This window comes from Corynebacterium sp. 401_CJEI (assembly GCF_001076435.1).
GTDB lineage: Bacteria > Actinomycetota > Actinomycetes > Mycobacteriales > Mycobacteriaceae > Corynebacterium > Corynebacterium jeikeium_D.
The window spans coordinates 18642-39013 of sequence record NZ_JVIP01000023.1 but is presented as its reverse complement, the minus strand read 5'-3'; the positions used below and the strand labels follow the sequence as shown (position 1 = coordinate 39013).

The window sequence follows — 20372 nt, the reverse complement described above, 5'->3', positions numbered from 1 at the left end:
AGTATTCCGGGGTCAGTACTGCATATGTGGCTCAGTTACGAAGTCGACCAGGCGCTCAACTGCGCCAATCAAATCTGACTCCAGATCACGGTAGGTGTGTACACCTGCGTAGACACGTCGCCAGCCCTCCTTGGGGTCGTCTCCCCAGCCCAAGCGACGGCAGATTCCTGTCTTCCAGTCCTCCCCGTAGGGAACTTCCGGCCATGCCTCGATGCCTACCGACGAGGGTTTGACCGCTTGCCAGACATCGATAAACGGGTGGCCTGTGACCATCACGTGCGGGCCGAGCTGCTGAGTCATGCGGCTTTCCTTACTGCCCTCCACCAAGTGGTCTGCCAGGACTCCGACGCGGCGCTTCGGACCCGGACCAAATTCGGCCAAGCGTTCTGGAAGGTTGTCCAAGCCCTCCAGATACTCCACGACTACGCCCTCAACACGCAGATCGTGGCCCCACACCTTCTCGACGATTGCCGCGTCATGAATACCCTCGACCCAGATACGGCTGGGGAGAGCAACCTTGGCCTTGACGTTGTGGACCTTGCGCGAGCCCGATGCCGACAGATCCTGCGAGGGCTTTTTGGGTTGTGCTTTCGGACGCACCAGAGTCACAGGTTTGCCGTCGATGAGAAAACCGCGCTCGTGCATGGGAAACAGCCGAGACTTGCCGTGGCGGCCCTCCAGCCGGACGCACCAGCCGTCGAAAGTTTTCTCCAACCCGATAATTGCACCGACGAATCCGTCATAGGACGCCTCGACGACAACACCATTTTCTGCTGTCACCTCGCGTGCTGGCTGCGGGATACGACGGCGGTGGCCACGTGCGCCAGCGAACACGTCCTGATTGCGGTACGGGTCTTGAAAGCTCATGAGTACTGAGATTAACAGCATCGGTTACGGGACCGACGACACACTGCACTAGGATGAGCTGCACTATGCAGCGCAGTGTTCTCGACCAGGTCTGGAGTCCAACTCAGCACATCGCCCTTTGGCTGGGCGCGTGGTTGTCGGGTTTGGAAAACTACGATCATCTCCTCGACGCGCTTGACTCGCTCGGCGGGCCCACGTCAGTTCCGGGAACGTTCGTGCTTGCCGACGCCACGGTTCCGAATGTCATCGATTGCGACGCTGATCTCGATCGAAGCGACATGCTCCGCCTTCTTCGAGCAGTTACTGCAGCGGGAGATTGGCACAGTGACCACCGTCCCCTCGTCCGCCTCATTCTCTCTGGGCCCGGTGATGCACCTGCACTGCCTGCGGGAACCGACGCCGCTGAAGCTGCACGGGCAGCAGGCTCGGCCATTGTGATTGCGGATGCGGAGCCGGGTTGGAACCATGTGCTCATACCAGTGACAACGCCGGTGCCAGGCCTACCGCAGTGGCATTGGTACACACTGGAAGGCCACATTCCCGAGCCGGCCTATCTCTCCCCTGGCGAGGCGGGTTTACAGCTGGCAGATGCGGCGCGGGTTGCGGCTGCCACGATTGCGGCGATGCCGCGTTCACCGCTGACGTCGTCAAGCAGTGGTGCCCCGAAGGTGGATCCCCGGCTGATGGTCGGCATGCTCGATGATCACCTGGACATGGCTTTTGTGCCGGATGATGTGCCACGCCGTGCACTGGGAGTGCTCGCCAGAGCTGATCGGGTGTCGTCGATTCTGGCGGTGGCACAGGGCAGCGAGTCGGGGCACGGCAGCGCCGCGTTTGATGCGCAGCTCATCCCGCTGTGGCGAAAGATCCGGCAGGCGCGGATGAGCGCGGTGGAATACGCGATTCAGGAGTGGACCCGCTAGAGATTTGCCCTGCCCCGCGGCCCAATTGAAGCCAAAGGAATCAGTGTGGGCGGCGCTTTGCCGGGGTGCAACAGGCTGCGGCGCAGGGGGCGCCGTTGCAGGCCGAGCCGAGTAGCGGTTCACTTCCCAGTCGGCGGGGTTCGGCATCTGCGATGCGCTCTTCGATGAGCTCCACGAGCATGTCAGTGAAAGTAGCCGTCGGACCAGGCGTTGCGACCCGCTCGATGACGATGTCGTGATGAGCCATTTCATCCTGAAGCTCAGCATCCAAATCCCAGGCGACCTCAACATGGTCCGAGATGAAACCAATCGGGCACACTACTGCGGATCGGAGGCCGTGGGTGACCTCCGCTTCAACGTGGTCGACGATGTCAGGCTCCAACCACGGCACGTGCTCCGGGCCAGAGCGGGACTGCCAGACGACGTCAAAATCGGTGATACCCACTGCATCGGCGACGAGCCGTGCTGCTTCGTTGACCTGGCGGGAGTAAAGATTTCCGCCGAGCTCTACCGGCCCGGATGCCTTGTCCGCAGAGACCGGAATAGAGTGAGCGGTGAAAATAAGCCGGGCCTTGTCACGGCGGTCATCCGGCAGCTTGGCAAACGCCTCACGCACTGCGTCTGCATAGGCTTCTATAAAGAGCGGATGATCGTAGAAGCTCCGGATTTTCTCCATGTCAAAAGCACGGTGGCCCAGAGATTCGCGCATCCGAGCAATGTCTTCGTGATACTGGCGGCAGCCGGAGTAGCCGCCCCAGGCGCTAGTGGCGAAAACGAGCGCTCGCTTAACACCGTCATCAGCCATCTTTGCCGCGGTGTCTTCAGCCATCGGATGCCAATTGCGATTGCCGAAATAAACAGGCAAGTCATAGCCACGGCGAGTGAGCTCAGCCTTAAGATTGGAGACAATTTCGCGGTTTAAATCGTTGAGCGGGGACTTACCGCCGAAGTGCGCATAGTGAGCACCGACTTCGTCCAACCTCTCCGGCGGAATTCCGCGGCCGCGGGTGACATTCTCCAGGAAGGGACGCACATCGGCCATCTTTTCGGGACCGCCGAAAGACAACAGCAAAATAGCGTCAAAATTATCAGAAGACATAGGCAACCATGTTAGTAGCGCAGTCTGAGGACTCCATAAGACGACTGCTCAATGCCCCCGGCGTCCCTTGCCGATTGGGGTTCCATACCAATCGCTTGACGACGGCACCCTAACCGCGCCCTACTGCGGAATTCGACGATTGGTTACAAGCAGTGAGCCCACGGTCACTAGCAGCATCGTGAAGGCTGCAATCAGATAGGGCCTCGGATTCTCGGCCCGCTTGAGTTCGTAACCGATGTCATCTTCCAGTGAGCCATAGGCATCGCGGAGCTGCTCGAGGGAACCAGCGCTGAAGAACTCACCTTTTGTTCGACGGGCGATCTCTCGCAGCGAATCGTCGTCGTTAGGCACTGGAATCAATTCGCCCTGAACCGTGATTGCGCCTTGCGCGGTACCGAACGAAATCGTGTTGACAGGCACCCCGGCCTTGGCGGCTTCGGCGGCGGCGGTATACGCGCCGCGGGGATCGTCGAGTTCTTGTGGGACGGTCTGTTTGCCGTCGGAAAGCAGCACAATTGTCGCTGGCGGGGCGCCTTCTCCCCCGCCCTGAACCGAATCGCTGAACTGATTGATGGCATCCAGCGCGGCAGCGATAGCATCACCGGTCGCAGTCGCCTGATCTAACTCAGCAGCCTGGAGCGCTCGATTCACGGTGTCATGGTTGGTAGTCGGGCTGACAGCAGTGCGAGCGCGACCAGAGAACGTCACCAGGCCGATATTGAGGTCGTCGGGAAGGTTCTCCACGAACTCTTGGCCGGCTTCTTTAGCTGCAGTGATGCGGTCTGGCGCAACATCTGTGGCCGACATGGACAGCGAAACGTCGACCACCAGCATAACCGTCGCTCGGTTGCGGGCGACTTTGGTCTCCGAAATCGGACCAGCCAATGAAATGATGACCAGAACAAGTGACAACAGCGCACTGATAGCTACGACATGGCGCAGGCGTGCCGACGACTTATTCCCCAGTGACCCAACGATGGTGAAGTTGCCAAAGGCAATGGCACGTTGCTTTCGCTGCTTAGTGCTGATCCAATAGGCCACGGCTGCCACGAGAGGCAGAGCGAGTGCGAGCAGCCACCCTGGGTGCGCAAAAGTTGAGTTTAGGAACGTCATCGCGGTATCAGTTTCCTCACATCCAGTCGCCTAAACAGTCGCGTATAAACCAGTGGCTATAGCCGGTTAGTCGGTGGCCCAAAAAAGATAGCACTAACAAGCGGTTACTCAGACGCTAATGTTGGCCAATTTGTCGAGCAAAATCCAGTACCCAATCGGAATCCGTACGCAAGGTAATAACGCGAGCACGGCATTTGCGCAGTTCATTGATTACACGCTCGTGGTGGGCACGAGCCTGAGCTGCATACTCGGCGCGGGTCTTGTCGTTGATGTTGAGTTCAATGGTCTCGCCGGTAGCTGAATCCGCCATGACCACCGGGCCTTCGCCGGGTAAGGCTTCATCGGCTGGATCTACCAGGCGAATCGCCATAATCTCTGTCGAGGCCGAGGCAACGCGCAGCGGGCGCGCCCAATCGAGTGATCCAAGGAAATCCGAGATGACAACCAACAGCCCAGCGCGCGGAGCCTGAGTCATTACTGTGTCAATATCCGCTGCGAGGTTATGCTCAGCAGTCGCGTCAGCCAACTGCTTGAGCAGCATCAAGCTGTGGGCACGGCCCTGGCCCGCGGGCACTGGAGTGCCACCGGCGATTAATCCAGTTCGGGACCCCGGGGCGTCGTTAAGCATCGTCACAGCGCCGGCAGCGGCGGTGAGCAGATGTCGTTTGGTGGTATCGGCCAAGCCCGTGGACAGACGTGCGGCGGGTTCGGCGACAATCCAGCACTCCAGCTCGCGCTCGGCCTCGGAGGTGCGAACATGCGGCACTCCAGTACGGGCTGTCACTGCCCAGTTCATCTGGCGAACATCATCGCCGATGACATATTCGCGGGAGCCAACCGGCTCAGAGCCATCTCCAGTAGCGGTGGAGAGAAAGCTGCCGCGCAAAAGTCCGTTGAGCTTACGCGTAACAGTTAGCTCTAAGTACGCCAGGACGCGTGCAAGATCGTCTTCACGAGCTGACATTAGGAGGCAGTGCCCTCATCGGAGCCAGTGCTCGCGCCTTGGGGAAGGCGCACGTGAGACAACACGATGTCAATAATCCGTTCGGGAGTAACGCCATCGGCCAGGCCCTCATAGGACAGGACCAAGCGATGACGCAGCACGTCGGGAAGCACGGAAACCACATCGTCCGGCACGACATAGTCGCGACCGGAAAACAGCGCGTGGGCGCGGGCAGCCGCGACAGCACCAAGAGTTGCACGCGGTGATGCGCCATAGGAAAGCCAGCGGTCGACATCCTTCAACTCCGCCCGCATCGGATTGCGGGTGAGTTCGATGACGGCCACGATGTAGTCAATCAGTGTGTGGTGGACAAAGACTTCGCGGGTAGCGCGCTGCAGTTCCCGAACACTCTCTGGGGTGAGAATCTGCTGCGCGACTGGAGGGGTGGCTCCCATGCGGTAGACAATCTCCCGCTCTTCCGCCGGAGTGGGGTAACCCACGAGGACCTTAAATAGGAAACGGTCCCGCTGGGCCTCCGGCAGTGGGTAGACACCCTGGTTTTCGATTGGGTTTTGCGTGGCCAGAACCAAAAACGGCTCCGGTACTGGCGTGGACTCCCCTGCGATGGACACCTGGTGCTCTGCCATGACTTCCAGCAGAGCCGACTGCACCTTCGCCGGTGCGCGGTTGATTTCATCAGCGAGCACGATATTTGACATGACCGGGCCGGGCTCGACAATGAACTCCGAGGTGTCCTGGCGGAAAATCCGGGTGCCGACAATATCTGATGGCACCAAATCCGGAGTGAACTGGATGCGGGAGTAGGACCCACCCATCACTGTGGCAAAAGTAGACACTGCCAGAGTTTTCGCAACACCCGGAACACCTTCGAGCAGGACATGACCTCCTGCGAGCATCGCGATGAAGAGCTGCTTAATCAGGTGCTCCTGGCCAACCACAACCTTCCCCAGCTCCGCGTATGCGCGCTCGAGGTCCGTGTGGTCAGTGGGCGTTGGGTAGGTCACAGAGAAACCCTTCTTTAGGTCGGTCGCCCGACCTGTAGAACACGTCGTTAGAAACTAGACGAGGCGGACAACGTTCGGTGTCATTCCATTATAACGGACTGGCGAGATCTTAACCACAGAACCGGACTGCGGTGCCTCAATCATCTTGCCATCGCCCAGGTAGATAGCGACGTGGCCATGACCATTCGGGCCCCAGAACAGCAGGTCACCACGCTTCATCTGAGATGCCGGGTAGTGCTTTCCGCGCTGGTACTGGTAGCCGGTGTAGTGAGGCAGGTCAATGCCGACAGCGGCGTAGGCGTACAGAGTCAGGCCCGAGCAGTCGAAACCAATCTTGTTGTAGTCGCCGTGGGAGTCAGCTACTCCGCCGTCACGGATGCCCTTGGTCGGGCCGTTGGCGTTGCCGCCACCCCATGCGTATGGGACACCGAGCTGCCCCATCGCACGTGCGATGACAGTCTCAACCTTCTGGCTGGAAGAACCCGAGGTGCTCTGACCGGTCTCCGGATTCGTCGGCGCCACAGTCTGCGCCGGGGTGCCGCTTGACGACGAGCTGTCGGTGCTAGAAGATTCCGAGGTCTCGGTGGACTCAGAGGAGTCCGAAGATTCGGTCGTCTCAGAGGAACTGGTGGAGCCAGTGGAGCTGTTAGAACCAGTCGAGCGAGTCGAGCCGGTAGTATCCGTGGAGCTGCTCGAACCAGTCGAGTCGGTGGAGCTAGTGGAACCAGTCGAGCTCGTAGAACCAGTGGTGCTAGAGCTTTCATTTGTGGACTCAGAAGAGGAATCCTCATCAGTCTGGTTCGACTGCGCCTCGGCGCGAGTCTTAGCTGCGGCTTCCTCAGCGGCCTTCTTGGCAGCGGCGTCTTCCGCTTCCTTGCGGGCCTGCTCGTTCTCATAATTCTGGCGCTGGGAGTTCAGCTCGTTGACCGCGTTTCGGGCTGCATCCAAAGATGCCTTTGCGGCATCGCGATCGACCTGAGCCTGCTGGTAATCAGCTTGCTCCTTTTGAAGCTCCTCGTTTGCCTCGGAGTACGCGTTCTGAGCATCGGTGTTTCGCTGGTTTGCGGTGGCTTCCGCCTGCTGAGCTTCGTCACTCTTCTTGCGAAGCGTGGACTCCTGGTTAGCAGCCTCGGTTCGATTCTTATCCAGAGAGTCAACGGTCTGCTCTTGACGATCCGCTTCGCGACGCAAAGCGGACAGACGGTTAATAGCCTCGGATGCATCTCGCGCACCCTCGAGAATCGAGCCACTGGAACGTCCCTGGCGCATGATGGTGCGTGCTAGCTCGTCGAACTGCTTCTGGGCACTAGCGAGCTCAGCGCGGGAACGGTCGAGTTGGGTTCGCGCCTCGTCGACCGCCTCGCGCGCACGGTTAGCGGCATCTCGAGCGTTCTCAAGGTCCACCATGGCCTTGTTGACATCCTCGCGGAGAGTGCCCATGCGTAGCTCGAGGTCAGATACCCGGCGCTCGCTGGAAGTTACCTCGGCGACCAGGGACTGCAAGTACGACTCGGCGTTAGAGGCCGCCTCACGCGCTTGACGGATCTGGGCGTCGCTCGGATTCAGTGGTTGTGCAGCTGCGACCTGAGTGTTCGTCGCCAGAAGACCCGCCGTGATAATACCGGCAATTGGACGAGTCCAATATGATGCACGGACTTTGCGATTACTCGGCACCGCGTTACTCCTACATTTCTCCTATGGGTGCGTTCACGCCTCAGAATCGACACCAGCGACTTCCCCATCGTTGGATATCTTCCCGTTGTTGCCTCCAGGTCTTGAGTGGAACTTCGAAAAACGTCGAACCGAAACCAGAACCAAAAGCAACAGCGGCGCTCCCGCGAGTTTTCATTGGTCAATACTGGACCCTTGAGTCCACTATTGGCATCACGAAGCACTTTACGGGTCAAAAAGCTCTAAAAAAACATAAGTAACAAAATTACCAACTGTCCCCCACTTTGTAACCGTTTCGTTATATGCCGTGGCCTGCGGTTATGATGAACCCCAGTTTTCTGTGTGAATTATGTCACTATGTGATGACTTATCGGCGTGCCGGACTGCCGCGGACCTTTACCTGGGGTACCGGGCATAAGAAAAGGTCAAGCGCTCATGCTTGACCTTGGCGAAAATCGTTGACACGGTTACGGCGACTGCAACAGTGTTATCCAATTGAGATAGTGACTGAGTTCTCCACTGCTACCAGTTTTTGGGGCATTTACCCTGTCCCTTGCCGTGGGGTGGAAAACCGGGGACGGTGAATGTATTCAGTGGGGCCGTTAACTCCAGCGTCCGTCGTAAAGCGAACTCTTAGGCGGTTGGGCGTGTGTGTAGCCAGTAGAACGTCAGCCCGACGAAGAGTGCGACGATAACGACGCCTGCGATGAGGCTGTAAAGAGTCCACGGAACGACGTAGTTAGTGAGCTCGTGCAAATAGGCATCGAGACCCGCCGGATAGTCTCGCGGAGTCTCCATCATTGCGTGGTCGGCGCGTTCAATGGCTGCGCGGGGGAAATCGGCAGATGCGGTGGCCACATTGCCCGGTGTGCGCACGACAGTGGTGCCGCCGACTTGGTCCGCTACTTGGCGGGCAAAGGAAAAGATGTCGGTGTTCTTTTGTTCGGCGACGGGGTAAATCTTCTCGCTATCTAGGTAGATGATATTGAAATTGGGCACCCCCCGATTTGCTGCATCGTCGACAATTGGCTGGACCGCTTCTCGGAGCTGTGGGTTATTTGTCACGATGTTGTCGGTGCGTAGCTGAGCGACCACCTTCTCGACGGTTTCTTTCGCTGCCTGTGAATCTGCTGGCGTATGCATTAATTGCCTTCCGTATCGTGCTCCTGTTTTGCGTGAGAATGGTTTCCACGCGCCCCAATTTGGCGGAGATGCTGCTTCGTTTGTCCTATCTATAATGGCCTGCTCTGGATGTGAACGGGGGTAGCGTGACTCGGCGCGCCGCGAGCAATCTACATACAGAACGTTCGTACTGTTATTGTTGATGCAAGGACGGTAACGCTTCCTTAAAAACGTGTGTGTGGGCTCGTGTGCCCCGCGTCGTGATTATTGCTTTAATTGGTTGATAAGGGGCGGCGTGATCGCACCTATGCCTTGTGGAGAGCCGAAATTCGAGTGCCGGACTCTTCAGTTAAGGCGACAATTCACCCGAATAGAAATGGAGCTGACTGTGGCTGAAAGCAAGAACTCTTTCAACGCCCTGCGCAAGCTTGAGGTCGGAGACAAGTCTTATGACTACTTCGCTCTTGACGCCGTGCCGGGTATGGAGAAGCTGCCTTACTCGTTGAAGGTTCTCGGTGAGAACCTGCTGCGCAACGAAGATGGCGCCAACATCACTGAGGAGCACATCAAGGCTGTCGCCAACTGGGTTCCTTCGGCTGATCCGTCGATCGAGATTCAGTTCACCCCTGCTCGCGTTATTATGCAGGACTTCACCGGCGTCGCCTGTGTTGTTGACCTGGCTACCATGCGTGAGGCTGTTAAGACTCTCGGCGGCGACCCGGATCAGGTTAACCCGCTGAACCCGGCAGAGATGGTCATCGACCACTCGGTCATCATCGAGGCCTTCGGTAGCGAAGACGCTCTGGCTAAGAACGTCGAGATTGAGTACCAGCGCAATGATGAGCGCTACAAGTTCCTCCGTTGGGGTACTGGCGCATTCTCCAACTTCCGCGTTGTTCCTCCGGGAACCGGTATTGTCCACCAGGTCAACATCGAGTACCTGGCTCGCGTTGTCTTCGAGAACAACGGCCTGGCATACCCGGACACCTGTGTTGGTACTGACTCCCACACGACCATGCAGAACGGCCTGGGCATCCTGGGCTGGGGTGTCGGTGGTATTGAGGCTGAGGCCGCAATGCTTGGCCAGCCAATCTCCATGCTCATTCCGCGCGTCGTTGGCTTCAAGCTGACTGGCGACATTCAGCCGGGTGTTACCGCAACCGACGTTGTGCTCACCGTCACCGATATGCTGCGCCAGCACGGCGTCGTCGGCAAGTTCGTAGAGTTCTACGGCGCTGGCGTCTCCAAGCTGCCGCTGGCCAACCGTGCGACCATCGGTAACATGTCGCCAGAGTTCGGTTCCACCGCCGCAATCTTCCCGATCGACGATGAGACCGTCAAGTACCTGGCCCTGACTGGCCGTGACAAGGAGACCCTGGAGCGCGTCGAGGCTTACGCCAAGGCTCAGGGCATGTGGTTGGACGAGAACACTCCGGAGGCTGAGTACTCCGAGTACCTCGAGCTGGACCTGTCCACCGTCGTTCCGTCCATCGCTGGCCCGAAGCGCCCGCAGGACCGCATCGAGTTGGCTTCCGCCAAGGAGCAGTTCCGCAAGGACCTGCACAACTACTCCGACGGCGAGATTAAGGGCGCTGTCAAGGCTTCCGCACCGACCTCCGAGCTGGCCGCAGACTACAACGAGTCCCGCGAGGGCCACGGCGAGTCCGCCGCTAACGGCGCTGAAGGTCGCCCGAGCTCCCCGATTACCGTCACTTCCCCGAAGGGCGGCGAGTACACGCTCGACCACGGTATGGTCGCTATCGCTTCCATCACCTCTTGTACCAACACCTCCAACCCGTCGGTCATGATTGGTGCTGGTCTGTTGGCACGCAAGGCAGTCGAGAAGGGTCTGCAGGCTAAGCCGTGGGTCAAGACCATTTGTGCTCCGGGCTCCCAGGTTGTTAACGGCTACTTCAAGCGTGCTGACCTGTGGAAGGACCTCGAGGCTCTGGGCTTCTACCTGTCCGGCTTCGGTTGTGCAACCTGTATCGGTAACTCCGGTCCGCTGCCGGCTGAGATTTCCTCCGCCATCAACGAGGCCGACCTGGCTGCTACCGCGGTTCTGTCCGGTAACCGTAACTTCGAAGGCCGCATCTCCCCTGACGTGAAGATGAACTACCTGGCCTCCCCGATCCTGGTTATCGCCTACTCGATCGCCGGTACCATGGACTTCGACTTTGAAACCGACGCCCTGGGTCAGGACGCAGAGGGCAACGACGTCTTCCTGCGCGACATTTGGCCGTCCACCGAAGAGATCGAAGCAACCATCGAGGCCTCCATCTCTTCCGAGCTGTACGACGAGGACTACAAGGATGTCTTCGCTGGTGACGAGCGCTGGCAGAACCTGCCGACCCCGGAGGGCAAGACCTTCGCTTGGGACGACAAGTCCTCCTACATCCGCAAGGCACCGTACTTCGACGAGATGGAAATGGAGCCGGCACCGGTTTCCGACATCAAGGGCGCTCGCGTCCTTGCTGCCCTGGGTGACTCGGTGACCACCGACCACATCTCCCCGGCTTCCTCCATTAAGCCGGGCACCCCGGCTGCTCAGTACCTCGACTCCATGGGCGTTGAGCGCAAGGACTACAACTCCCTGGGTTCCCGTCGTGGTAACCACGAGGTCATGGTGCGCGGCACCTTCGCTAACATCCGCCTGCAGAACCAGCTGCTTGACGGTGTTACCGGTGGCTACACCCGCGACTTCACCCAGGAGGGTGGCCCGCAGGCCTTCATCTACGACGCTGCCATGAACTACAAGGAGGCTGGCACTCCGCTGGTCGTCGTTGGTGGTAAGGAATACGGCACCGGTTCCTCCCGTGACTGGGCAGCTAAGGGCACCCTGCTGCTGGGCGTCAAGGCTGTTATCGCTGAGTCCTTCGAGCGTATCCACCGCTCGAACCTCATCGGCATGGGCGTTGTTCCGCTGCAGTTCCCGGAGGGTGAGTCCTGGAAGTCCCTGGGCATCGATGGCACTGAGACCTTCGACATCGCTGGTCTGGAGGAGCTGAACAACGGCTCCATCCCGAAGACCGTCAAGGTTACGGTTACCAAGGAAAACGGCGAGTCCTTCGACTTCGACGCTGTGGTCCGCATCGATACCCCTGGTGAGGCTGACTACTACCGCCACGGCGGTATTCTGCAGTACGTCCTGCGCAACATGATCAAGGGCAACTAGTTTCCCTTTGACTCGTGCGCGCTAGGGCTTGTTACAAGCAGCGCTTCTAGAGGCCGGTAGGTAGCGCTAGCCCGCGGATTCATACCCCACGGGCTAGCGCCCTGCCGGCCTCGGGTTTCTCTACCCCAACCAAAATGAGGCTTGGGAAGTATAGGAATGGCGCTGCCACGTCATGCAGTGAAACATGTCCCTGGGCGTCGCCGGCAAGAAAAGAGTTTCCTTATGCCAAAAGTGAGTAACCAGGATTTAGCTCAACGGCGGCACGAAATTCTCGACGGCGCTCGGCAGTGCTTTGCAGAATTCGGCTACGACGGCGCAACGGTCTCTCGTCTGGAGTCCGCTACCGGTAAGTCTCGCGGTGCTATTTTCCATCACTTCGGATCCAAAGAAGGTCTGTTCTTAGCATTGGCCGAAGAAGATGCCGCAAATATGGCGGAAGTCGCGGAGGCTTCCGGCTTAGTGGAAGTAATGCGTGATATCGTGGCGAACCCAGACAAGCATGGCTGGCTGGGAACTCGCCTTGAGATTGCCCGTCGCCTTCGCAGCGATCCGGAGTTTAAGGGCCAATGGTTGGGCCATCAGGATCAATTGGATGACGCTGTTGCCCACCGATTGACCCAGACATCCTCATCCGGCTCCCTACGGTCGGATTATTCGGTTCGCACGATGCAGCTTTTTCTCGAGCTGATGCTCGATGGCATCATCGTTCGTCTGGCATCTGGTCGCACTGTCGACGAATTGGATTCCGTGCTTGATTTAGTTGAAGACAGCTTACGGCGCAAGGACTAGCCACTCAGGCTAGGCCTGATAGCGTTACGTACCACCCGCTCCCCTAATACGGGAGCGGGTTTCGGCTTTCTGCCGTGCATTTACCCCGTTTGACCGGTGACAATGCATAGATTTCACCCAATATGGACTAAGCTGTCTATTTATGAGTGTGGGTAAGTTTTTGTTGGTGGCGCTCCGCCCCGCAGATGGTGCGGGGCAAGCCGAGTACCAGGACTTTCTGGATTCCACCGGGCTTGAGCCCAGCCAGTTGGATCTGTTTACCATCGACGCTGTCGGCGCTAAGTTGCCCGACCTGACCTCCTATGACGGCGTATTCGTCGGAGGCAGCCCATTTAACATCACCGACCTTGAGCATTCGGGGCTGCAGAAGTATTCGCACGATGTGCTTTACGACGTACTTAGGAGTCCTGTCCCCGCACTGCTTATCTGCTACGGCGCTAGCTACACGGCCTTTACTTCGGGCGGTTTGGTTAACCTGCGTCACGGCGAAGTAGCGGGTTCTACCCGGGTAGAGCTCACCGAAGCTGCCACTCAGGATCCAATAGCTTCGGTGTTGCCTCCGGTTTTTTATGCGTTGACTGGCCACAAGGAATCCGTTGCGGAACTTCCAAATCACGCGACTTTGCTTGCCACAGGTCCAACCTGTCCGGTGCAGATGTACTCGATCGGACCGAATAACTGGGTTACCCAATTTCATCCGGAGATGAATGCTAACGGACTGCTCCGCAGAATGTCTTTCTACACCGACGTCGGTTACTTTGACCCGTTGGAAGTCGACGCGATTCGACTAAAGGTATCTGATGTGGACCTCCAGGCCGTCTCGTCAATCATCCCCCGATTTATGCACGTATGTACGCATGCAGCCAATCCGAGCCTGCTAGTGGTGCAGTAGTCTCCGTCCCCCCTCTAGCTCCCTTTTTCACGAAATCTGTTCCCGCAAATGTCTACCTCCGCCAAGCCCTTCCTCTTGCTTTCCACACGCGGCGAAGATGCCGCAGCTCACGCTGAACATCTCTCATTTGCCAGGAGGTGTGCATTGGCGCCGGCAAAGTTGCATCAAATTCGCCTGGAACAGTCTCGTCCGGGGAATCTGAATCTAGATAACTACTCGGGCGTAATCGTTGGCGGAGGACCCTTTAACGCCTCTGATGACGATAAGAGCTATCTACAGAAGGAAGTCGAGACCTGGTTCGAGGATTTGTTGGCAGAAGTGCTCGAACGAGACTTCCCCTTCTTCGGAGCTTGTTATGGCGTCGGCCTGCTCGGTACTGCTGGCCATGGCCGTGTCTCCCGCAAGCACGGGGAGCAGGCAGCTGTAATCGAAGTAGCTGCAACTCCAGATGGCGAATCAGATCCAATTCTTGATGGTTTACCGGCCCACTTTCACGCCATCGTCGGCCACAAGGAGGCCATCGAAGAACTGCCTGGCGACGCTACGTTGTTGGCAACTGGTAAGGACTGCCCCGTACAGATGTTTCGGTTGGGCCGCAATGCATATGCGACGCAGTTTCACCCGGAATTAGATGCCAACACATTTGCCCAGCGTCTCCAGATTTACGCAAATGAGGGCTACTATTTACCAGGAACAGATCTTAAAGCGGTGTCGGCCGCGCGACAGTTGGATGTTGCTCGAAGTGGGCGTATTCTTCAGAATTTCGCTCGGCTCCATACCGCATGTAGAGACTAATTAGTTTTATCTAGTGGCAATAAGCAAAAGGAATGTGATTGTCGCATGGAGAGGTGGAATCCCGATTCGGCACTTGCCGGACAGTCACCATCAATTGAAATGTCTGTGCTGCGATCCGGCGCGATTATTATTGCCGTCACCGGCTTTTTGTGGCAGGTTGAATCGGCTGTTCGTTCTGTCCCCTTTGAAAACTTTCTGAGCCACTGGTTCCCTTTTGCATCACTGCTCATATTCATTCTCAGCGATATGTTGTTGATTTGGGCTGTGATTAATAATACGCGGCGAGGCCTTATTACCGCACTGCGTGTGCCGATGTACATCATGTTGGTTTTCCTGATGTTGGTTTCAACCTATTGGGATCTCCCTCATAACCTCGTTGGAAATGCGCTCTGGTATAGCCCATTTTCAGGTTTAGCCCTCGCTGCATTTGCTCTGACAGTGCCACTCCACATCAGTTTGTCCGTGATGGTATTTGTTCCCGGACTTATTGCGGTCATTAATTCGTGGTTGCTGGGACACACTTTTTGGCTCGACATGTTGTCGGATGTTGGTTTCAATCTCATCAACACTTTTCCATTTGTGATTATTGCAGGCTCTGCACAACCCGTCGCAAGGCTTATTGACTTCACCTACGAGAACTCTCGGAAGGTCAATGAGAGAGCGGAGCGTATGCGTGTCCGCGGCGAGGCGATGAGCAGCTTCAACGCCTATGTCCATGACTATGTATTGGCCGCACTGTCTGCAATCGGTAAGGGCTCTAAGATTGACTTCTCGCTAGACGAGCAGACTGGGCTGTTTTTCTCGCCTCGGCAAACAGTAAGCGGTAGAGCTTTTGCTGAGGCTGTACGGGCGCAATTGATGTCGGTGAGCCCCGACATTTCGGTAACGCTAGACACCAGCGAAGAAGGCGGTCCAGTTCGGCTGCCAGGAGAAGTTGCTAACACGTTCCTATTAGCCGCAACCGAGGTGGCAAATAATGCCAAGCGTCACGCAGGTGCCGCAGCGGAAAAGAAATGCCACATTCGTGTTGCCTCGGGAGAGGTGTCCATTGATTTTCGTGACGATGGCACCGGGTTCGACCCCGAGGGAATTGACCCGCATCGTGCAGGTATCCGGTTGAGCGTTAAAGGGCGAATGGAGGCCCTTCGCGGTGGAGATGCTCTCGTTAATTCAAAGCCTGGGAAAGGTACTCAGGTTATTCTCAAATGGCACGGTAATACCTCTCCTGTGGAAGAGGAAGATGTAGTCGATTCCTCCGCTCACACGACATCGCTGTATGACCTCATGGGAATGTCAATTGTTTTTTCCTGGCAGTTCTACGGCGCGATCGTCGGCGTGTTGTTCATGGTTCTAGTCAGTAATGGACAATTATTTACCGCGGCCGGGCAAATCAGTCTGGCATTAGCGATCGGCCTTCTCGGGCTGATTATGTATGGCCGCCATTCACAATTGCCGTTAGCCCGTGCAATCGTAACTGGTGTCGCGATCGTTGTATTAGCTGTGGTGGGGCTCTACCAGCCCATTCCAAATAATTTGGAATGGTCGTATTTCTGGCACTTTAGCTTAATTTCTTTTGCATCTGCATTGCTCTCCATCCGCGGCCGCCCCTGGGTTGCGCTGAATTCAGTGCTCGGTGGCGCGATCATGGTGGAGCTTCTCAAGTTCTTCCCCTTTGCCCCCTCGGATACGACCCACATCAGTATCTCTGGAGTTGACCTGTTAGTTCGCTCCGTGATGTTGGTCGCGGGAATTTTGACGTCCATCATGGTCCGCTTTTTTATGCGCACCGTTCCGCAGTCTATTCAGGATTATAATCGTGCGCTGTACGCTGCCGGGGCCGCCAAAGAGTACGAAATTAGCAGCCAGAGTAACTACGAATGGCTGCAGCGCCGGGTCGGCCCCATTTTTAGCGCCGCTGCAGTTTTGGAAGAACCGACCCCGCGACTGCAGTTGCGTGCGCGGCTTACAGAGCAGCTTCTCCGAGACGTCCTACGTTCGCCGCATCTAAATGTTGGGTCCCTTCACCAAGCTGTTTGGGACGCCCGCGCAAGAGGTGTTCATGTCCGGCTCCTCGATGACCGCAATCACACGCAGGCCGTTTCCGATAGCACCGATGTGCGCCGTATTCCGCTTGTCGACGACGATTCCGCGGTGGCCAAGTTGATGCCGAACTTCCTCGAAGCAATCGATAACGCCGAAGAAGGATCGGTAACAATTCGCCTATTGCCCCCGGGCAGACGTGCATTTGCATCTATTTCTGATGACAATGGAGTGCAAAGGTTTGATGAAGCCGGTGAGAGGATAGTGATGTCACGTGACTAGGGAGAATATTGCGGGAATGAGCAATGCTTCCATCGACGTCTCGGCTGCAATTGACTCCGACAACATCGGAGATTACAGCGTGCAGTCGGATCGTTTGCTTCGCGTTGCTGCGATTGATGATCATGCCTTGACTCTGCAGGGGCTCGAAACCCTGCTTTCTGCAGAGCCAGACTTTGAGCTCGTCGGCTGTTATCAAACTGTGCCGGAGCTACTGGCCGATGTGGGCACCGATGACCGCCTGGATGTGGTCGTGCTGGATCTACGGCTGGCGGATAATTCAGATCCAGCGCAGAACGTTCTGTCGCTGGAATTGGTTACCGATCACGTGCTCATCCTCTCGTCAGCTGAAAGCCCATACCTTGTCCGAAAGGCAGTGCGTACCGGAGTGATGGGGGTTGTGCAAAAATCGGAAACCCCGGAGACAATCGTGTCTGCAGTACGGCTGGCGGCACTTGGCAAGGGTGCGCTGACTACAGAATGGGCATCGGTAGTTGACTCTGATCCCCTGCTCGACTCTGTCGATTTGTCAGAACGCCAGCGTGAGGTACTGGAGCTTTACGCCTCCGGTGAGTCGACGAAGCGAGTCGCGTCGATGACAGGGCTGACACCGAACACCGTGTTGGACTACTTGGGTCGTATTCGAGCCAAGTATGCGGCAGCTGGCCGGGCCGAGAACAGCCTTAACAAGTCGGAGATGTATAGGCTCGCTCAGCAGGACGGTTACCTGCCAGGGCCAATGGATCCGTCTTAAGCCAGCTCGACGATTTCCATGTAGTCGTCGCTCCAGAGGTCTTCGGTGCCGTCGGGAAGCACGATGACGCGCTCGGGCTCTAGCGCCTTGACCGCACCTGGATCGTGGGTAACCAGAACGACGGCCCCGGTGTAAGTGCGAAGTGCATCGAGAACCTGTTCGCGGGACTGCGGGTCGAGGTTGTTAGTGGGCTCGTCGAGAAGCAGGACGTTTGCGCGGGAGCTAACCAGCGTCGCCAGCGCCAGACGCGTCTTCTCACCACCGGAGAGGGTTCCCGCTGGCTGCTGCAGCTTGTCGCCGGAGAACATAAAGGCACCGAGCAGGCTCCGCAGCTCCGGCTCGTTGACGTCAGGGCAGGCGTAGACGGTGTTTTCCCAGACAGTCTTGTCCGGATCAATCGTGTCGTGCTCCTGGGCGAAGTAGCCGATGCGCAGGCCGTGGCCGGAGACAATGCCGCCTTCGCCATCGGTGCGCTCCACACCGGCGAGTAGCTTCAGCAGCGTCGTCTTACCAGCACCATTGAAGCCGAGGACAACCACGCGGGAACCCTTGTCAATCGCAAGATCAACACCGGCGAAGACCTCCAACGAGCCATACATCTTGGTCAGTCCCGTGGCGTTGAGCGGAGTCTTGCCACAGGGCGCCGGCTCGGGGAAGGAAATGTGGGCGACCTTATCCTCGACGCGGACTTCGTCGAGACTGTCCATCATGCGCTCAGCACGAGCCACCATCTGCTTGGCCGCACGGGCCTTCGTCGCCTTCGCGCCTAGCTTCTCGGCCTGCTTGCGCAGTGCGCTGGCTTTCTTCTCCGCGTTAGCGAACTCACGGCGACGTCGAGCCTCATCGGTCGCGCGTGCCGACAGGTAGTTCTTCCAGCCCATGTTGTACACATCAGCTTCGGCGCGCACCGCATCGAGGAACCAGACTTTGTTACACACGGCCTCGAGCAGCTCGACATCGTGCGAAATCATAATCAAGCCGCCCTCATGCTTACTGAGGAATTCGCGCAGCCAGGTAATCGAATCCGCATCGAGGTGGTTCGTCGGTTCGTCGAGAAGCAGCGTCGTGGCGGACTTGCCCGAGCCTTCGGTAGCGGCGAAGAGAATCTGCGCAAGCTCGACGCGGCGGCGCTGACCACCCGAAAGCGTCTTCAGCGGCTGGTCGAGTACGCGCTCCGGCAACCCCAGCGCGTCGCAAATGCGGGCTGCCTCGGCGTTCGCCTCGTAGCCGCCGAGGTCGTGGTAGCGCTCCTCGAGACGCGAAAACTTCCGAATCGCCGCATCGCGTTTCGTGTCAGTGGTCGCGGTCTCCATGATCTCCTGTTGGCGATCCATGCTGCGGCGGATTTGGTCAAGACCTCGCGCCGACAGCACACGGTCGCGGGCGGAGATGTCGATGTTGCCCTCGCGCGAGTCCTGTGGCAGGTAACCAATCGAGCCAGAGCGCACTACTGAACCGCCATAGGGTTCAGTTTCACCGGAGAGAATACGCATAGTCGTCGTTTTGCCAGCACCATTTCGCCCGACGAGTCCAATCCGGTCTCCCGGCTGGACGCGCAGCTGCTCACCCGGAGCAGTGAGCAGGGTACGGGCGCCGACTCGGACTTCAAGGTCATGGGTCACAATCACGAACGAGTAGCCTACCAGTTATGACTTCATTTCCCGTGACCGCCTCCGTCGTCGGCCTCGGGCCCGCCGGAAGAATCGCCGCCCACCGTGCATCCGCTCGCGGCTGGGATGTCACCGCTTATGACCCAGCCGGTGGCACACTGCCCTCGACGATTGGTCTCTGGTGCGACCAACTCCCCGACTGGTTGCCCAGCGACTTCCTCGCCGCCACTTTTCAACCCAGCGTCATTCTTGCCGACGGCACCGAACGTCAGCTTGCCCGCAACTACGGCGTTGTTAACAAGGACTGCCTGCAAGAACTTGGCGGTTTCCACATCGAACGCCGCGCACTCACCGATTCCGAAACCACGGGTACTGACATCACAATTGTCACCACCGGGCGCACGCACGCCGCAGTCGGGCGAGGTGGGCAGGTACGGCAGCTCGCCATCGGGCACATCTTTTCGCTTGACGACGTCCCCAGCGCCCACCGCCGCGCAGTCCTCATGGACTTCACTCCGGCCGAACCGGTTGCCCCAGCGACAGAGCCGGCTAGTTTCTCCTATCGCATTCTCTTGGATGACAGGACCTTCCTCATTGAAGAGACTATCCTCGCTACTCCGACTCCTATGGTTGACGGGTATCGTGGCGAAGCCGGTGCGCCAGTCGGCAGCGGCGGTGAGGCCGATGACTCCGTACTTCTAGCGCTGTTGCGTAGACGCCAAAGTGTACGGTTGAAGTCCCTGGGGCTTTCGGAAGATCTGGCCATCGACGAAGAAGTCGTGTCCTTTCCCCTACTGGCAAACCTTCCCTCTCGCCGCGGTGACGTGACGCACAGTGGACCATCCATGGGCACTCTCTTCGGCTTTGCTGGTGGTTGGATGCATCCTGCCACTGGTTACTCGGTGGGTTCGGTTATCGAAGATGTCGACCGCTTCTTGGCCGATATGGAAAAGAAGGGAAGCCGGACGCTGGGGACGTCGTTAAGCATGCGATTGCAGCGATGGCTACGCGAACGTGGGCTCGCGGCGTTGCTGGGGTTCGATGCACGACAGACGGGTGCGTTTTTCCGGGCGTTCTTTTCGTTGCCGGAGAAGGACGTTTTTGCCTATTTGATAGGGACATCCCCACTGACGACGCTTCGCGCTATGGCGAAAGTGGCCGTGCCTTTGCTGAAAATGAGTCCGCGTACGTGCGGAAAGCTCATCGCTGGGTTTGTGCGGGGACCTGGGAGATGGAGAACTCGTTGACCGGGAGCATATACATCAGCCGATTTGT

16 protein-coding genes are annotated in these 20372 nt (G+C 57.9%); 8 read left to right on the top strand and 8 right to left on the bottom strand.

From position 1 onward, the window contains the following. Window positions 1–12 precede the first annotated feature (12 nt). Window positions 13–867, bottom strand: coding sequence for a DUF3097 domain-containing protein (locus tag ADM64_RS05915; protein ID WP_049170585.1), 855 nt, complete (start codon window positions 865–867; stop codon window positions 13–15). Between the two features lie 53 nt (window positions 868–920). Here ADM64_RS05915 and ADM64_RS05910 point away from each other — a divergent pair, with 53 nt between their 5' ends. Continuing rightward, a complete protein-coding gene (locus ADM64_RS05910) occupies window positions 921–1790 on the top strand; it encodes a hypothetical protein (protein ID WP_241486340.1) in 870 nt (289 codons plus the stop codon). A gap of 40 nt (window positions 1791–1830) precedes the next feature. On the opposite strand, the gene ADM64_RS05905 is transcribed toward ADM64_RS05910, so the two are convergent. The 6 genes from ADM64_RS05905 to ADM64_RS05880 all read right to left on the bottom strand — a co-directional run bounded on the left by ADM64_RS05905 (window position 1831) and on the right by ADM64_RS05880 (window position 8784). Beyond that, entirely contained in the window at window positions 1831–2889 is a 1059-nt protein-coding gene (locus tag ADM64_RS05905) for a ferrochelatase (RefSeq protein WP_049193491.1), read from the bottom strand. A gap of 120 nt (window positions 2890–3009) precedes the next feature. After that, window positions 3010–4002 carry a VWA domain-containing protein gene (locus ADM64_RS05900; protein ID WP_016422769.1) on the bottom strand — a complete coding sequence of 331 codons (993 nt, stop codon included), beginning with the start codon at window positions 4000–4002 and terminating at the stop codon, window positions 3010–3012. Between the two features lie 115 nt (window positions 4003–4117). Beyond that, window positions 4118–4966, bottom strand: a complete 849-nt coding sequence (locus ADM64_RS05895) for a DUF58 domain-containing protein (RefSeq protein ID WP_016422768.1) — start codon at window positions 4964–4966, stop codon at window positions 4118–4120. Then, a complete protein-coding gene (locus ADM64_RS05890) occupies window positions 4966–5970 on the bottom strand; it encodes an AAA family ATPase (protein ID WP_016422767.1) in 1005 nt (334 codons plus the stop codon). Before ADM64_RS05890 ends, ADM64_RS05895 begins: the two co-directional genes overlap by 1 nt. Window positions 5971–6024: 54 nt before the next feature. After that, window positions 6025–7644 (bottom strand): DIP1281 family NlpC/P60 protein, encoded by a 1620-nt coding sequence (locus ADM64_RS05885; RefSeq protein WP_049193489.1) that lies wholly within the window; start codon window positions 7642–7644, stop codon window positions 6025–6027. Between the two features lie 630 nt (window positions 7645–8274). Further along, window positions 8275–8784 carry a DUF6676 family protein gene (locus tag ADM64_RS05880; protein ID WP_049193487.1) on the bottom strand — a complete coding sequence of 170 codons (510 nt, stop codon included), beginning with the start codon at window positions 8782–8784 and terminating at the stop codon, window positions 8275–8277. Window positions 8785–9151: 367 nt separating this feature from the next. On the opposite strand from ADM64_RS05880, the gene acnA reads away from it, so the two are divergent. The 6 genes from acnA to ADM64_RS05850 all read left to right on the top strand — a co-directional run bounded on the left by acnA (window position 9152) and on the right by ADM64_RS05850 (window position 17487). Then, window positions 9152–11938: an aconitate hydratase AcnA gene (gene acnA, locus ADM64_RS05875; RefSeq protein ID WP_080971469.1), complete on the top strand. Its 2787-nt coding sequence runs from the start codon at window positions 9152–9154 to the stop codon at window positions 11936–11938. 222 nt (window positions 11939–12160) lie between these two features. Beyond that, window positions 12161–12727: a TetR/AcrR family transcriptional regulator gene (locus tag ADM64_RS05870; protein WP_016422763.1), complete on the top strand. Its 567-nt coding sequence runs from the start codon at window positions 12161–12163 to the stop codon at window positions 12725–12727. 142 nt (window positions 12728–12869) lie between these two features. Continuing rightward, a complete protein-coding gene (locus ADM64_RS05865; protein WP_049170598.1) occupies window positions 12870–13619 on the top strand; it encodes a glutamine amidotransferase-related protein in 750 nt (249 codons plus the stop codon). A 48-nt stretch (window positions 13620–13667) separates the two neighbouring features. Beyond that, window positions 13668–14414 carry a glutamine amidotransferase gene (locus ADM64_RS05860; RefSeq protein WP_080969614.1) on the top strand — a complete coding sequence of 249 codons (747 nt, stop codon included), beginning with the start codon at window positions 13668–13670 and terminating at the stop codon, window positions 14412–14414. Between the two features lie 45 nt (window positions 14415–14459). Beyond that, complete coding sequence (locus tag ADM64_RS05855; protein WP_049170602.1) at window positions 14460–16736, top strand: sensor histidine kinase; 2277 nt, start codon at window positions 14460–14462, stop codon at window positions 16734–16736. After that, window positions 16729–17487 (top strand): response regulator transcription factor, encoded by a 759-nt coding sequence (locus ADM64_RS05850; RefSeq protein WP_224433497.1) that lies wholly within the window; start codon window positions 16729–16731, stop codon window positions 17485–17487. Before ADM64_RS05855 ends, ADM64_RS05850 begins: the two co-directional genes overlap by 8 nt. Here the strand turns inward: ADM64_RS05850 and ADM64_RS05845 are convergent. After that, window positions 17484–19115, bottom strand: a complete 1632-nt coding sequence (locus ADM64_RS05845; RefSeq protein WP_038625400.1) for an ABC-F family ATP-binding cassette domain-containing protein — start codon at window positions 19113–19115, stop codon at window positions 17484–17486. The genes ADM64_RS05850 and ADM64_RS05845 overlap by 4 nt on opposite strands. Before the next feature lie 20 nt (window positions 19116–19135). Between ADM64_RS05845 and ADM64_RS05840 the strand changes: the two genes are divergently transcribed. After that, window positions 19136–20344 (top strand): lycopene cyclase family protein, encoded by a 1209-nt coding sequence (locus ADM64_RS05840; RefSeq protein ID WP_049193485.1) that lies wholly within the window; start codon window positions 19136–19138, stop codon window positions 20342–20344. Window positions 20345–20372: the final 28 nt, after the last annotated feature.